The organism is Paenibacillus ottowii, assembly GCF_006874425.1.
Taxonomy (GTDB): domain Bacteria; phylum Bacillota; class Bacilli; order Paenibacillales; family Paenibacillaceae; genus Paenibacillus; species Paenibacillus ottowii.
Genome location: NZ_VIJZ01000002.1, coordinates 152,939 through 169,217, shown reverse-complemented (window position 1 = coordinate 169,217; position 16,279 = coordinate 152,939). Strand labels below are relative to the sequence as shown.

Annotated in this window: 14 protein-coding genes; all 14 read left to right on the top strand. The window is 42.0% G+C overall.

Features of this window, described 5'->3' with window-relative positions; translation table 11 throughout:
• Positions 1–25 precede the first annotated feature (25 nt).
• The 14 genes from FKV70_RS04885 (at position 26) to FKV70_RS04820 (ending at position 16,021) form a co-directional block, all read left to right on the top strand.
• Positions 26–262 (top strand): hypothetical protein, encoded by a 237-nt coding sequence (locus tag FKV70_RS04885; protein WP_142611971.1) that lies wholly within the window; start codon positions 26–28, stop codon positions 260–262.
• A 27-nt stretch (positions 263–289) separates the two neighbouring features.
• The gene (locus tag FKV70_RS04880; RefSeq protein WP_142611970.1) at positions 290–5,770 is read left to right on the top strand and encodes a phage tail tape measure protein; all 5,481 of its coding nucleotides are present in this window, start codon (positions 290–292) and stop codon (positions 5,768–5,770) included.
• Positions 5,770–6,324: a phage tail domain-containing protein gene (locus FKV70_RS04875; RefSeq protein WP_142611969.1), complete on the top strand. Its 555-nt coding sequence runs from the start codon at positions 5,770–5,772 to the stop codon at positions 6,322–6,324. The genes FKV70_RS04880 and FKV70_RS04875 overlap by 1 nt, the downstream gene beginning before the upstream one ends.
• A gap of 12 nt (positions 6,325–6,336) precedes the next feature.
• Positions 6,337–6,747 (top strand): phage tail fiber protein, encoded by a 411-nt coding sequence (locus tag FKV70_RS04870; RefSeq protein WP_142611968.1) that lies wholly within the window; start codon positions 6,337–6,339, stop codon positions 6,745–6,747.
• Positions 6,748–6,756: 9 nt separating this feature from the next.
• Entirely contained in the window at positions 6,757–8,124 is a 1,368-nt protein-coding gene (locus FKV70_RS04865) for a right-handed parallel beta-helix repeat-containing protein (protein ID WP_142611967.1), read from the top strand.
• 15 nt (positions 8,125–8,139) lie between these two features.
• Positions 8,140–8,778, top strand: coding sequence for a phage distal tail protein (locus FKV70_RS04860; protein ID WP_142611966.1), 639 nt, complete (start codon positions 8,140–8,142; stop codon positions 8,776–8,778).
• A gap of 12 nt (positions 8,779–8,790) precedes the next feature.
• Positions 8,791–10,944 (top strand): phage tail protein, encoded by a 2,154-nt coding sequence (locus tag FKV70_RS04855; RefSeq protein ID WP_142611965.1) that lies wholly within the window; start codon positions 8,791–8,793, stop codon positions 10,942–10,944.
• A 61-nt stretch (positions 10,945–11,005) separates the two neighbouring features.
• Positions 11,006–11,590: a 2,' 3'-cyclic nucleotide 2'-phosphodiesterase gene (locus FKV70_RS04850; protein ID WP_090738489.1), complete on the top strand. Its 585-nt coding sequence runs from the start codon at positions 11,006–11,008 to the stop codon at positions 11,588–11,590.
• A 3-nt stretch (positions 11,591–11,593) separates the two neighbouring features.
• The gene (locus FKV70_RS04845; protein WP_142611964.1) at positions 11,594–12,292 is read left to right on the top strand and encodes a hypothetical protein; all 699 of its coding nucleotides are present in this window, start codon (positions 11,594–11,596) and stop codon (positions 12,290–12,292) included.
• Between the two features lie 112 nt (positions 12,293–12,404).
• Complete coding sequence (locus FKV70_RS04840) at positions 12,405–12,611, top strand: hypothetical protein (RefSeq protein WP_244310659.1); 207 nt, start codon at positions 12,405–12,407, stop codon at positions 12,609–12,611.
• A gap of 41 nt (positions 12,612–12,652) precedes the next feature.
• Positions 12,653–13,108, top strand: a complete 456-nt coding sequence (locus FKV70_RS04835; protein ID WP_208738390.1) for a phage holin family protein — start codon at positions 12,653–12,655, stop codon at positions 13,106–13,108.
• A complete protein-coding gene (locus tag FKV70_RS04830; protein WP_142611963.1) occupies positions 13,086–14,078 on the top strand; it encodes a GH25 family lysozyme in 993 nt (330 codons plus the stop codon). The genes FKV70_RS04835 and FKV70_RS04830 overlap by 23 nt, the downstream gene beginning before the upstream one ends.
• A 2-nt stretch (positions 14,079–14,080) precedes the next feature.
• Positions 14,081–14,635 carry a phage holin, LLH family gene (locus tag FKV70_RS04825; RefSeq protein ID WP_142611962.1) on the top strand — a complete coding sequence of 185 codons (555 nt, stop codon included), beginning with the start codon at positions 14,081–14,083 and terminating at the stop codon, positions 14,633–14,635.
• Positions 14,636–14,776: 141 nt separating this feature from the next.
• The gene (locus tag FKV70_RS04820; RefSeq protein ID WP_142611961.1) at positions 14,777–16,021 is read left to right on the top strand and encodes a hypothetical protein; all 1,245 of its coding nucleotides are present in this window, start codon (positions 14,777–14,779) and stop codon (positions 16,019–16,021) included.
• The last annotated feature ends 258 nt before the right edge of the window (positions 16,022–16,279 follow it).

Sequence of the window (16,279 nt, the reverse complement as noted above, 5' to 3'; positions counted from 1 at the left end):
GAATGATGAGGAAGAACCGGACGAAATGGATTCAGTTGAAAATGATCATGAAACCGACTGGTTAGAACTTTGGGCCTTGTGTATCAGTAATGGAATATCAGATTCCGAATGGCCTAATATGACTATTCCAAAAATTAGAGCGCTCATGAAGGCCAAGAACAGAAACCGGGAATTTGAAATCATTCTTCACGGTGGCAATGTTGAAAACAAAAAGCCGAAGAAGGTTAAGACATTATCTGATCTTGGTTTCTTCGCCAAGTAAATTAAGAGGCATCCGCAATCATGCAGGATGCCTCTTTTTCTGTATTCAGGGCAGGAAAAGTTTCCTGAACCCTATGAAGAGGTGAGCAAAGTGGCGGATTTAAGTAAAGATGTAGTAGGTGCGCGTATAAGCTTGGATACCACCAAGATACTACCTGCTTTCAAAGTAATAGACAACGGAGCAAGGGCGAATGCTGAATCCTTTAAAGTTTTAAATTCTGAACTGGGGCTAAGTGAGAAGAATTTTAAATCCTTAGCCAGTAGTGCGGATAAGTTTGCTTTGAGTGCAGAAGACAGACGGAAGAAGATCCTCGCTGAATCCGAAGCTCTTGTTAAGCAACGCACTGCACAAGCAGAATTAAATACTGCTCGGAAGAATCAATTGGAGCAGGCCAATAAGATAACCGACGAGAAGCTTAGAGCACAGCAGGCCATTGTAAAAAAGCGTGAAGACGCAATAGAACAACAGGAACGCGAACACCTGAAGCGTATGGAGGCTTTGCAGAATAAAGCTTCATTGACAGGTCAGAGATCGGCAAAGGCCTCAGGGGCTGGGACTGACGACAGGACGCGTGAACGTGTCTTAATGGAAGAACAGTCCATACGGATGAAGATATCTCAACTGGCAGAGAAAGAAGCACAGCAGGCACGTAAGAACGCACAAGATTACGAAAAGTTTTGGATGAATGCATTACGTGCCAGGGAGCAAAAAGAGGCACAAGTTCGTGAGAAAGTCCTTCAGGAAGAACAGAAGATCCGGCGCTCTTTAAGCCAAACTGAAGCGCAAATGAAGCAGACTTTTAATACAACTCCTAACTGGATTAGCCGAGTAGGTGATATGGCTACCCATGCCCTTGTATTTAATACAGCATATGCAGCTATGCATAAAACGCAGGAGGCACTTAAAGAGGGATTAGTTGGCATTGAGTCCAACATGGCGGGTTATATCCAAACCAATGAGCACTATTTTTTGGAGTACAACGAAGGCACCAAAGAAATGGTGATGAACACCGAAAAACTTCATGACCAGACGACCAAATTTATTCGAACGGCGCATGACCTTGGTTCGGAAATTATGGACGTTACCGAATCAGCACGTCTTTGGGGCCGGATGTATAAGGACGCAGGCGTAGTTCAGGAAATGGTGCGTAAGTCTACGATGCTTTCGACTGTCGATTTGGTTTCTCTTGAAGGCGCGACTAAATCAATGGAGTCCACATTTGCTCAATATGGCGTGCAGATTAAAGACAGCAACGATGCCATGGTGCTTGGTGGTCGCGTGCTGGATTCCTGGTCCAAGGTTGCCCATGACACGATGGCACCAGCGAGAGACTTGGGAGCTGCCTTCGAACGGACAGGTAAGATAGCGGCAGAAACAGGCGTTTCATTTGATTTTATGAACGGCTTGATTTCAGCAGGTGTTCGTAACACGGCTCTCAGCGGGGAAAACTTGGGGAACATGTGGAAGACAGTCCTGGGTACAATTCGTACAGATAAAGCCGTAGCAGAGATTGAGAGATTAGGAGTTCAGACAAAAGAAGTTGTAAATGGTACAGAGCAGTGGAAAAGGGCAGAAGACATCCTGTTAGAGTTATCGACAAAAGTAATCGACAAAAATTATGACCTTACGAAATCCTACGCTGATATATCGCGTGGCGTTTATCAATATGCAAAACTAGCCGCTTCACTGAACGCTGGAGACATTTTGTTAGGTACAGCTGCTTCTATTGGATCTACTGGTTCTACAATGGAATATCTAAAAGTTCAAATGGATACGATTCAGAGAAAAGCTGCTCAGACCAAAGCCTCTTTGTTAGAGATATTCAACAATGCAGGAGACGACGGGCTTCGACGCATGATTAAAGATGTATTGGATGTAATTGATCAGCTTTTAATTGGGCTTACCAAAGTTCCGGCAGGAGTATTTGAAGGGACAGCAGCTATTGGTGGATTACTTCTTGCATATAAGGCATTGAGTGGTCCGATCTTTAATGTGATTGAAGCAGTCAAAGTGTTAACAGCGGCAAAAACAGCGGAAACAGTCGCTGTATCAGCAAATACTACTGCTAATCAAGTCAATATTGTTTCTGCGCAAGGGTCGACCCTTGCGACTGTTTCGAGAACTGCTGCAACTGAAGGAGCTACGGTAGCACAGGGAGCGTTAACATTAGCTACGGAAGGCGCTACAGTAGCAACCAATTCCCTATCCGTCGCTCAAGCAGCAGCCACAGTAACCACAGCAGCAGCTACAGCGGGAATATCCTTAATAGCAGGAGCTATTGCATTGTACGCCTTCCAAAGCGGAAAGTCTGAAAAGGCGAGTAGGGAGAGAATTCAGTCTTTAAAAGATGAAATTGGCGCATCACAACAAATGATGAGTCAATATCAGAGACAAATTGATTTACTACCTAAATTGGTAAGTGCTCACAAGTCGTTAGAACAGTCCCTTAATGTAGGAAACTTATCATTAGAAAAAGAAACAAAGATTAAGAAACAGTTAGATGAGGTATCAAAAGCTTTAGTAATCACACTCGGAGAAGAAGGGGCCAAGCGTTTATCAGCAAACAATTATGATGATTCTGCTGTCAAAAAAGAAATCGAGAATCTAAATAAACTGATTGAAAAGAAAAGAGAGGCAAGCAGACTGACTCTTCTTGATCAACAGTCTGAAATAATGAGACAGCAGAAAGCTAATTCTGAAGAATTAGCCAAAGCTCAAGAGAAGCTAGCTGCAACCGAAGCAGAGTTAAATGAGCGAATAGAAAAAAGAATGGGGACTATGAAAAAGGAGGAGCAAGTCAAGGATGCTAAGGAAGCAGTTCATGCCCTGATTACTGAGAATCATAAGCTCTCTGAATCTTTAGCAGAAACCCAAGTGCAGTTGACCCAAATTGCTGTTGATGGGTTCGATCAATTTTCTGGTAATGCAGGTACCGCAGCCGAAAGTGCCAAAACCCAAGAGGAAGCCCTTGCTGATTTAAGAGAACAGATTCAGGGTAACGGCAAGGCTATCTCTGAGATGAACACTGTTTTAGATGATCTTGCAAATAAACAGTCCATGAACGCAGAAGCTGCGGCAGAATTAATCCTCAAATACCCTCAATTAGCTTCAGAGATTTACAAAACCTCTGAGGGATGGGCTTTCGAAAAGAATGCACTCGAAGTTGTTCGTAAAGCTAAAATTCAAAAGGCTATAGATGATCTAAAGTCTGAAAAAGCGTCCAGTTTAAGTACAAAACTTGAGTCTGATGATCGCATCGCAGTTTACATTAAAGAGGCTGGAGCGATTAAGAGTCTTGCTGAGTTAAAAGCTAGATTGAATGGAGTTATGGCTCAAAGTTCATTAGAAGTTTTTAATAAACAAAAAGAATTAAACAATATGACCGGAGTGAAATCTTTCCTAAATGCTCCTTTTCAGAACCAGTTAAACCAAGATAAGAAAAACATGGAGCAAAGCAAAAAAGATATAGGCGAAATATATAGCGGATACGAGAAAGATATGAAACAGTATGACACTCAGATTAATGCTTTAACCAAGCTATATAATGATCCTAAATTTGGTGTGAGTTCTTCTGGTTCAAAAAAATCGAAGGGAAGCGGGGGCAAAAAAGGCAAGAGCGATACGGAACGTGCAGCTGAAAAAGCAGCTAAGGACGCATCTGCGGCACGAAAAGATAGTTATGATAACGAACTTGATAATTTTAAGTACATCGCTGAACGAAATGAATGGTCTGTAGACCAGCAAATAGCTGGATACAAACGATTGGCTCAGCGGCATAAGCAATATTTAACCGAAGATAAGGATGCAATGAAGCAATGGAGCCGCGATGTTCAGAAACTAAATGACTCCAGGTTTCAGGAAGATGTTGAGAATCTTGAGCGAAGAACCGAGCGAATGCGGCAGGCTAATAAACAGGAAATTGAGATGGTTAAAACCAGCCTGGATTTCTACAAGAAGGAGCAAAGTAAAAATTATCTGCTTCCTGCTAACCGTAGAGAGATTGCCAAACAAATCTATGATTTAACCGCCAAATACAATGAGCTTCGCTATCAAAACAGTGAGAAGTGGATTGATAAAGAAACTTCCAAAATGGAAATGGCAGGGCAAACCCAAATTTCTATTCTGAAAATGGAATATGATGCTTATATGCGTATGAGTAAGGCAAAGGATCGTACTGCCGAACAAAGTTTTGAGTTGCAGCAGAAGATTTATGAGAAACGTAAAGCTCTGGAAGATGAATTTCTGTCCGACTTCCAAAAACGAATCAATTACCAAAAGAGTATGGAAGCCGTATCTGTTTCCGATCAGCTCAATTTATGGACAAAAATGCAGGCTCTTTATAAAGAAGGATCAGAACAACGGATGGAAATTGATGTACAGGTCAATGATTTGAAGAAGCAACTTTTGGAAGATCAGAAGAAGGCTGCTACCGAAGCTGCCAAAAAGGAAAAGGAAGTACTTGAAAAGACTCGGGATGAGGAAGTAAAGCGCATTGAGGCGGAACGGGATGCTTTTATCGAGGCTCAGGACGCTAAAATTAAGGCCATAGATGACTTGCTCGCCAAAATGCAAACAGCTAACGAAGACGAGGATTATGAACGTGCAATGGCGGAGAAACAAGCGCGCCTTGCCCTGCTACAATCTGCTGTCGGTCCCGAAGGTATTGCCGAACGGAAACAGACTGAAAAAGATATCGAAGATATGCAGCGGGAACATAACCGGACGCTTGCTAAGCGTGGACTGGAGGATCAGAAGAAGAAGCTCCAAGACGAGAAGGCTGAACGGGAAAAGGACTACAATGACCAGATTGAAGCTGCCAAACAGCATTATGATCAGCTTGCTGAGAAATACGATGAGTATTCAGACGGAGTTGAATCTAAAGCTGAAGATTTGAAAAATACCCAAATCTCAAAAGAAACCGAGAAGAACTCGGAGATTTTGCGTCAGTTGGACCAGTTTATTGCTGATTATCAGGCTAAAATGGCTGAAATCAATGCTACCTCATTGTCTGCATCCTTTGATACAGGTTCCTCAATATCCGAAAAGGACAGCGATTTGGCGAGATACAATTCTAATATTGATAAATGGTATTCGGCAGGCGCTGCTGAGAAGGCCAAGCTGCACGAGGAAAATGCCGCTCTGCGGAATAAGTATGGCATTAAGAAGGATACAGGGAAACTTCAAAAATTCCATTCTGGCGGGATCGTTCAAGGCCAGAAGGGAGCAGAGGTACCCGTCATTGCTCGAGAAGGGGAAATGTATTTGAATGGTCAACAACAGAGTAACTTGTGGAAAATTATCAATTTTAAGATGCCGAAACTTAATTTCTCCATGCAAGACTTCTCTATGCCAATGGCTTCGGGCGGTTCAAATCCGCAGCAAATCAGCAACCAGTTCGTAATAAAATCAGGCGATACTTATATTGAAGACGAATCCGCAGCAAAGGTGTTCTGGAGTGAACGGGACAACTTTGTACGGAGGTTGCAAACGAGGGGAGGCAAGTCTTAATGATAGACGCTACGGTGGATGGTAAGTCCTTTAAATCCATTGGATTAGGGCTTAAAAAGCACAACATACCTGTGTTACCGCCGACGAAGGACCATAGCCTTGAGATAGCTGAGAGGGATGGAGAACTGGATTTTGGCAGTACCTATGGAGCGCGAACAATCAATCTTGAATGCGTCCTAATGGCTGATGATATAACCCTTGATTACCATAGGAGAGTCGCCCAAGTGGCGGCTCTTTTTAATGCCAAAAAAGGGGATATTGTATTCACGTTTTCAGACTTACCGGGAAGGCGATATATCGGGCGCTATGCCGGAACATTGGATATCGAAAAAATACTTTGGGATGGAGAATTAACCATACCAATCAAAATGGGTGAACATCCGTTTCCCGAGAGTGAGGAGAACATTAAAGAGGTGACCATCACACAGTCGCCGCAGACCGTTTCAGTTACGTCAGTTGGAGACGAACGAGCAAGTCCTGTTATCGTTCTGACCAACATTGGTGAAAACGACATACGAAATTTTCGAATTGCAAATGAATATCTAATTGAGTAGGGGGTCTTTACATTGGCGGACATACTTTTAAGTAAAAGTAATTGGTGGAAAACGGCCTGTATTAATGCAACCTTAAGGGGAATAAATTTTACAGCCCCTCAGACCGTATATATCGCCTTATACACAAGCAATCCAACGGATGCAGATACAGGGCAGGAAGTTAACGGAAGCGGCTATGTACGGCGAGCTGTGACCTTTGGTGCGCCAGTTATTACCGATCGTAGGGCAGTTGCTTCCAGTACAGAGGATGTGTCTTTTCCAATTGCAACGTCTGAGTGGGGATTGGTAACACATATTGGCATCCGAACGGCAGCGACGGGGGGGAATCTGATATATCACGGAGCTGTAAAAACACCGCGCACGGTACAAACAAATGACACGCTACGTTTTATGGCTGGTCAGATAAGCATAGATGAAGGGTAGGTCCTAGACATGGAAAAAATGTATCCCCCGGTGGTGAATTCGCCGCGTACAGAGTTGTCAGAACTTATTACTTCGACTCAAACTGAAATCAAGGTAACGAATGCTGCTGTACTATTACAAGGCGAAGGTATAGCGGTTATAGGCAACGGGGATGTAGCGGAGACAATCACATATACAAACATAGAGGATAACACGCTTAAAGGATGCGTCAGGGGCTTCGAAGGCGTAGCACGTGCTTGGGCATCAGGTGCTGTGGTAGCACGTAATTTTACTGCTTCCGACCTTCGAGCGGCGCAGCACAATATTGAAGATCTTGACGACAAATTGCGAGGTATGGAACTAACAGACGCTTATGTGTATTACGTGGATGCCGTTAACGGATCAGATTCAAATGATGGTCTGACTAAAGCTAAGGCATTTAAAACCATCGCCAAAGCTGTAAGTGTAATGAAGCCTATAAGCTTGTCTCGATTTTCCATTGTGCTCTTACCAGGAACGTATGATGAAGACGTTGAGATTAAGCATAAACTACGTGCCCAGACACTAGAACTTAAGGGTGAAACAGAGGATACCAGCTTATACAAGGTTAGATCTGTTACATTAGACAACTTTACGAACCGTGCAGGGATTTACAACCTGACAATCACAACGACTGAAAAGGTTGGTATATCTCTGGTCTATTGTAATCGTACTTTGATTGAGAACGTGGTTATTGAAGGGGTTTCAACAAGCCAGCATGGTATTAGTAGTTATGACGCTAATGCACGGATCGTAAACTGTAAAATTTCTAATCGCAATATTGGTATAGCTGCTGATGCTCGTTCGTGGTTCTACATCGAAAATTGCACAGGGTCTGGGAACGTTACAGGTATACAATCGCAGCTGGGTTCTATCATCGTCGTGGCTGGAACTGTTCCAAAAGGTGCAACGGATGAAAAATCTCCATTATCAGGTCAAATTTTTGGGAATACGCCTTTTGTGTACCTACGAAGCGGGGGATATACATTGCCAGCTAATTCCACTCCTACTGATGTACCAGTTACTACCGTAATGGAAGACAGCTATTCTATGCGTGATGGAAACACGGTAGTGATCAATAAAAGCGGGTGGTACCACATTAATTCACTGGTCACGATAGAAAGCTTGCCTAATACCAAAATCGCAGACCTGACAGTACAGAAGAATGGAGCAAATTTAACATCCCGACAAGGCGTGGGGCTAGGTACTGGATTAGTCACCTTTTTGACGTTGGATGATCAACAATACCTAGTAGCTGGAGACGTTATATCATTTAAAGTTTTTCAAAGCGACTCGGTAGATCATAACGTATATAACACTCAAATGAGGCTTACATGCATCGGGCAGAGAAGAACGTAATTTAGGAGGGAGGTCATGTTTAACACAACAGGATTCAATAACCTTGCTCTTAATTCGGGCAGCTCAGCAGATGGGAATGTAATAGACCTGTCCGCCCATTTATCCGGTCAGGGACAAATGTATTCCCGGCGTAAAGAGACGAGCGGGAGCGAAACTGACAATGCATTTAACCTAATGTCATTCAATGTCATGGACGCAGAAACGGTCACAGAATATATATTGGACTTTAATTTAGATATGACCGTAGGTGTGAAACTTTCAGGCGAAGGCCGGGCGCAATCTGATTTTGTCCGGTCTTATGATTTAGAAGCAGCGCCTATGTCCGGTGATGGGCGAATGTCGAACGCTGATTACGTCCGAGAAATATTAATGGGGGCTGTACCTATGTCTGGAGAAGGACGATTGCATCCAGGCGAGGCCAGTCGATTCCATACTGATTATATTGAGTTTACGGACGTTTTCCGTCCTGGCGAAGTCATTACTATAGATGCAGGAAATTTCAAAATTATGAGAAATGGTCAGAACGTATCGCATCTTTACAATGGTGATTTCTTTGACTTGAATCTCGGCAATAACAACCTGACCTGGACGGACCCCGAAACAGGACGGACAGTTTTGTTCCGTATTACACACCGAGATAAATTTTTATATTAAGAGAGGTGGACTATGCCTACTCCAACTATGCAAGTGTTTGATAAAAATATGCGGCGTGTTGGAACGCTAGTGGACTCTTATGACATTCAGCGGCGGCGCAGGATTAACAGTGACTATGAATTAACCTTCATGGTTCCAATGACCTCAGAGGATTACCGTGAAAAGATAGCAATCAAGGGCCACGTTCGGGATGAGCGTGGCCAGTTTTATGTCATTCAGTCTCGTAGCCGATCACGAGAGGGAAAAAAGCTGACTGCAAATATCTATTGCAATCACATCATGTTCAAGCTTAACGATTACAAGTTTCCATATGCTTCATACATTGCAGAAGCATATGGAATTCATCTCAATCAACTCACGGATCTTATTACAGCTGCTACGGGCGGGAGATTCAAATTCGTTATCCACGACACATTCGATTTGCATGATGTCAAGGACTTCGGGCGTGGGACGTGTTTGGAAGCTCTCAATAAGATCGTGCAAATGTATGAATGTGAAGTCGAACCGGATAACTTTGTAATCAATCTGAGAAAAAAGATCGGGGCTGATAATGGGCTACAATACAGACTCAAAAAGAATATCGTTTCTATCTCCTTCAAAGATAAAGGGGAATCCCTTGTAACCCGCATGTTTTCGCAGATGAAGGATGGACGCACCTTTATTGGAATGGATGCATCTAAACTGACGGACGAGGAGCGGAGTTTGCTTTCCAGTGTGCCGGGAACGATTGTAAACGGGAAGCTGGCAGTTAACTACTTAATTTCTCCTTATGCTCAATATTGGGCCAGTGCTTCCGTACCATTTTATGATGGTGAAATCATAGAGCAGGATATTGAAGAACCTGAGGAGTTGCTTAAGGTTACTCGAAAGGCTCTCAGGGAGCAAGAGAACGTAACACTAGAAGTTACCGTATCAACGGCTGACCTATTTAAAATTGACAATACAGAGCCAGAACCACATTTAGGTGACACAGTAATGTGCATTGACCCGGCTATGGATATGAACAAACTCAAAGCTCGAATCACAGAGCTTACAGAGTATCCATATAGCCGCGACAAACACAGTGAACCTACGATATCCAATGTCAATTTACGAGACTATGCGGACATTATCAGTGACTTGGAGAGAAGTAAGAACATTGTTAACAACTCGTTTAGTAACGGAAAGATCCGAACAGAAGTTTTTGAAGCCTATGCCAAACAAGCTGTCATTGATATTAATAACAGTAAAACGGAATTGATTTACCCACCAGAAGGCGGAATATTGGCTCAAGAAAAGACAAATCCATTGGAACAAGTGCGTCTGACTTCAAAGGGGATAGGCATATCAACAGATGGTTGGAAAACGATCCGTGCTGCTATAACTGCTCGTGGAGTATTGGCAGAACAGATTATTGGGCAACTTGGTAGCTTCGTTTCTTTAGTTATTGGTAGTGGTAATAACGTAACCAAAATAAATACTGACGGAATTAGTGCCGGAAACGATGACTATACTATTGCACCGTTCAAAGTAGATATGCAGGGGAATGTTGTTGCCAGGTCAATCAAGCTTACGGGCCAAATTGATAACTCAGAAATGAATGCTTCAGATATTAGGGCTAGTACAGTTAATGCAAGTACAATACGCGGTAGTAAACTGATCGGTAATGAAATAGAAGGCGGTATTATTACAGGAGCCTTATTCCGTACAGCCAAAGAGGGTAGGCGCATAGAAATAAATTCTAATGGTCTTACTGCTTATAATTCTCGTGGCGGAGAAGCTGTCTCATTAGGTCAGTATAATGATGGAGGCGGCTTATTGTTTATGGATGATGGCTCGCCGAGAGGAAGTGTCTACGGAGATAGAGAAGGATTTCATATGGGGAACATGGGACCTATTATCATAAGATCAGTTGACGATGCTACGTACTTAAAAGGACCTGTAGATTTCTCTGAGGCATTCGTGAGTGGTCTTGATCTTAAGCCGGGGAGTATCGAAGGACTTGAGGATACAATCAGCAGTTTCCGTAATGAAATAGCCGAGATTCGTGGCGATTTGTTTAATGGATTAATTGTTAATGCGACATTTGATCCAAGTTCCAGGAATCTAAAACTGTTCAGTCGTGGTAGAACGGTTGCAACAGTCAATATACCTGCTGGCGGAAGTACAAGTAGCTTGACAACATAATGTTTACTGCACCTTCTATGGATGGTAATATTAGGACATATATACTACATAGGAGGTTCTAATGATGAAAAAATGGTCATATTTGCTCATTGGTCTGTTGATCGGTGTGGTTTTTGCTACGACTGGAAACGCATTTGCGGATCAAATTAAATCTATGGTTGGGCAGACAGTGGCAGGAGAGTATAGTGTAAAGGTTAATGGTAATTCCCTGTCTGAAAACGCGATAGTCGTTGATGGAAAAGCACATGTTCCGCTTCGCGCTGTCACCGACTCTTTAGGGGCGAGTTTAAAAGTGGATGGTAAAACAATTCAAATTGAATCGTCGGAAAATTCTTCTTCAAAACAAACTGATAATATGGCTCAGTCTGTTTCGAATAAATACCAAGGGTGGCCTATTTCTAAGTTAGAAGATAGAAAATCAGAGCTTGAAAAATTTGTGACTGATAGCGAAAAGGATAAAGAGAGCATGCTAAAATCTCTCGAAAAATATAGTAAATTTAAGACTGAATATTCAGGAAATGAAAAACTGATGGAAAAGCTAGATTCCGAAACAAAAGATACTGAAGAACGCATAAAGGCAGCAGAAAACAATATAGCTAAATACAAATCTGACTTAGCCGAAGTAAATGCTGCCCTCACGAAGTAATTCATGAACAAAAAGATAAAACAGGCATGGATTATTTTGACGGTTGTTGTTGGGCTTTTTATTGTAGTATGCGTTTCATCTTTTCTATCGGAGAACAAGGAACTGGATGAAGCATCTGTACCTGTAATTAATAATCATTGGTACTACGAATTTACAGATGATCAAATACAAGCGGCAATAAATAAAGGGCTAAAGAGTGATCGTAGTGATATGTTTCAAGAGGAATCTAGCAGGATAATCAAGGTTCATGAAAACAATTTGTTAGAAATGAAAGGAAATCCACCATTAGTATATTTCTACACACCAACATATCAAATCATAAGAAGAGCATATAAGGACTCTCAAAAGATGGATATGCCTTCAGTCAGTGATGTAAGACGAGATAACATAAACGAAAATTTCTTGTACTTCTCTATTGATGTAGGTATGAATAGGGAAGACGCTTACCAGAATTTCCATGCTGTCTTAAGACAGGGAGATGTCACATTACAGCCTGTAGGTGGTAAATTAGCCAGATTAGACAGTCCATCCACAAAGATTTTTTCTCCTGGTGAGGGCCAAGCGAAATACACTAAGGAAGTTATTGCTCCTTTTATGATTGACGATAAGATTAATCTAAAAGAGCCGTTATATTTAACATTCATCTATTCAGGTAAGAATGATACTGCAACTTATGAAATAATCCCTTCACAACAAAGATGAAGAAAAAGGTTAATCCGTAGTAAATAAGTAATCAAATACAAATACAATACAAGTATGAAAGCCTCTGATAAATCAGGGGCTTATTTTGCGTCTTGAGGGGGTGACGAAACCCATGGCAAAAATAAAATCTACATTGGATATACAACTGGATCTAACCAGACCTGTTGAGGATTTGACTGAGGTCATTTCTGCTGTAATTGCTTCACAACCACATAAACGTAAAGAAATACTTGAGGGATTGGATATAGCAGTAGGAAATGCATTAGCAGATATACAGGCCCAAGAAGAAAAGAAACAGAAAGCAGACGATGATAGATAGCTCAGGAAAAGTTTCCTGAACGGAGAGATGGGGGAAGCAAGGTGGATAAGTGGGAGGTTTTTAAGTTCAGCACTGCTTTAGGAAGCAGTGCTGTGACGTATTTTTACGGTGGGTGGTCGGGAGTATTGGGGGTGTTACTTGCTCTGGTCATTATTGATTATGTGACCGGATTATTTGCCGCTGGCGCGGAAGGTAAGAAGGGTACCGGACCTGGTTTAAAAAGCAAGATTGGTCTTATTGGTATCGCTCGAAAGGTATTTATTTTTGCAATGGTAGCAGTATCCCATCTAATTGATGGTGTCTTAGGCGATTCGCATCTTTTCCGGGATGCAGTCGCCTATTTTTACATGGCAAATGAGCTGCTTTCGATTCTTGAGAACGGCGGCAGGCTTGGAGCGCCAATACCACCAGTGATCCGACAAGCGGTTGAGGTTCTAAAAAGTAAAAGCGGAAGTCAGGAAGGGGATAGAGAAGATGCAAGCAAGGAAAAAAGGTAACGCGCAAGGGATCGACGTATCCCATCACCAGGGCGACATAAATTTTAAAAAGGTTGCCGCAGACGGAATCAGCTTTGTATTTATCAAGGCAACGCAGGGCAAGTCGTTCCGCTCCAAAACGTTTCTTAAATTTGTGAAGGATGCGAAGGCCGCTGGCTTGATGATCGGGGCGTATCACTATGTTGATGATTCGGCAACCACGCCGGATCTGGCCCGACAAGAGGCGGCAAACTTTGCAAAGGCAATAAAGGATGCAGGAGGCGTGTCCACGTTCAACCTGCCGCCCGTGATGGACTATGAGTCCAATAAGTCCAACTTAAGCAAAGCAACTGTTACGGCGGTCGCTAAGGCGTTTCTGGAGGAAGTGGAGCGTCTTACTGGAGTACGCCCAATTGTTTACACGTACCCATCGTTTATCGGCAAATTTTCCGGGCTATCTGGTTATCCACTATGGATTGCGCGGTACCATGCCACAAAGGCCCCATCTGATGCGTCTGGCTGGTCACGTTGGGAATTTTGGCAATACTCCGATGGTCAGTATGGTGGGACTCTGCCGAGCGGCACACGCAAGGTATCCGGTATTACTGGGCCAGTCGATTTAAATGAGTATAACGGCACAGTGGACGAGTTGCGAGCACGCTTCACCAAGCCTCCTGTTTCACCAGATAAGGCGGGAACATTCACATCTGGTACTTTTATTGCAAATGGCAAGGAAGCGGGGAAAGCACTCCTGTATGGCTCCAGAACCTATGTACCGCTGCGGTCTTTGGCAAATGCCTTGGGCCTATCTTATCGTTGGGACAACGTTCGCAAGGAAGCCTATTTAAACGGGTCCAAGCTGCAAACTGTCCAACTTATAGAGGGTACAGCATATGTACAGCTCAAACCAATTGCTGATGCTTATGGGGCGGTAGTGTCTTGGGATTCAAAGAATAAAATCGCATCGTTGAAAACGAAAGGGGAAAAGTAATCATGTTAACAATTATCGAAACTGTACAGCCATATGTAAGTACTATTGCAACAGCAGTCGTAGGTGTGCTTACAGCGTTTGTTTTAGGAGGTCTGAACAAACTCAAGATTAAGGTTAACGTGTGGCTAGAAGCGCGTACAACGGCAGCACAACGTGAGGTAATCCATAAAGTAGCAGGGGAGGCATTTGCACTTGCTCAAACAGCATTTAAAGAAGCTGGAGGAGAACGTAAGCTTCAGGAGGCTTTGCAGTATGCTTCACTTACACTTTCCAGTCAAGGTATTGTAGTATCCCAAGTAGAGCTAAAATCCGCGATTGAGAAGGCATATTTGGAGTACAAGGCTAAGACGAAGTCAGTACTTGCTCCTGAAGTACAGCCAAACGAGGAGGCAGCACAGGCCGCAGCTAAGGAAGCTGTATCATCGTTAGCTGCTCAAGTTACTGCAATCCTATCACAAGCTACTGGAGCAGATACCGTGGAAAGCGCGGTACCTGAAACTCATCAAGATGCTTCTCCAGCACCACAGGCTAATGTAACGGGAGTAGCAGTAGAATAAAAAATGAAGTAAGCACCCTGCTAGCATACTCTAGTTGGGTGCTAATCTACTAGTCCTGATCTTTTGCTATGCATTTAGGGCTTAAGTAGTATATAATACTCCTATCATTAAGGAACTATTTTCCTAAAGGAGCAGATTATCGTGGAAATTCCAAAAGGATTGGCAGATTATTTATACCAATATCGAATTAGAGATTTTCTCAAAAAGAACGGAAAAACACATAGCGGAAAGCCCTCTGCTTACGAAAGATTAAATAATGCATTGATGGAAGATAATACATTTATAGATACATTTAAAGATTTCGTAGTTGAAGAAATCAATTATGGGCGCAATAGACAAATTTTCATTTGTAACTTCGCAGTTGAAAGTTTAAGCGTGTTGGGTTCATACCGATCGGTTCAATCAAACTTAGCTGCTAGATCGTTACCTTTTGAAAACTTCAATGACTTAATGAGTGTAGATTCGAAAGCTGGAGATATGGTATATCTAAACGTAGAACAATTAGATGACCAAGTCAAAAAGATATCTATGGCATTTATAAGGGAAGCATCGGTCGAAGTTGATGACGGTGAAGGGATGATTACAACTAAGATAATAACGGATTATGATTGGATCGATATTTTTCCTCAAAAGAGATACCTACTGATAAAAACAAGACCGCATTCTAATAATTACATAGTTAATGAAGCTCAGTCAAAACAAGATTTTGAATATTACTGGGAATTATTGAAAAATATTTTCAAAATCGTTTATATTAATATGTCTGAAACGAAAAACACACTATACAGAATATTCAAAGTTTTAACGGATAAAGCAGAAGCGCCATATTCCAAAAAAGTTTTAGACAATCTTTCGGTAATTGAACATACAATTAAAGAGTTGTCTTCTACTGTTGAGTTAAAAAGTAGTAAATATCCTGTCGATATACCAATTCGGGTAGCACGTTTATTTGAAAGATCCTTAATTTTAAGTGACTTAATCAATTACAAAGCTTATGATAAAGATAAATTAGGGATAGTAGACAAAATTGATTTTTCCGACCAGTCGGGAGCAAAGGTTGTCGCTCTTTCTGCGGAGGATGGAATTGAATATGCTGATATCTATTTCGACACGAGAGAGACATTAGATGAATTGATGAAACTTAATAAACTTTGGGTTACTTGGTTCTTGCATGATTCTAATGAAGATGATACTTCTTCGCATCCGGAGGAAAATGTTGAATCAAGAGAACAAGATGGAGGAGGAATGAAAAAAGTTGAAACTAGATTTGAAGTCTACGACAACAGAGTTGTTTTGCAGTTTTTAGAAATTCAATGTGCTCCAAAGGAGGTACAAGAGCATGTTCTTTCCGTGTTTAGAAAATTTGAAGAGGGCGAAATTTCCTGATCAATCAATCCAACTTTACGATTGGTGGCTAGGGACTAGAAGGCAAAACACTCTTCAACATTTAAATCCCCTTCAATTTAGTCTTGACTGTGGGATTGATATTCGGCATTCATTACAATTATTTTCACAAAGCGTGTACAATGCAGACCTTAATTTATTGAAAAAGAGAGTGACTCTAGTGTGTCCTATTTGTAACCATAGGGTTGCAGGGCCAGACGAACATTTGAATTTGAATTCAAATTTCGTTTGTAAAAATTG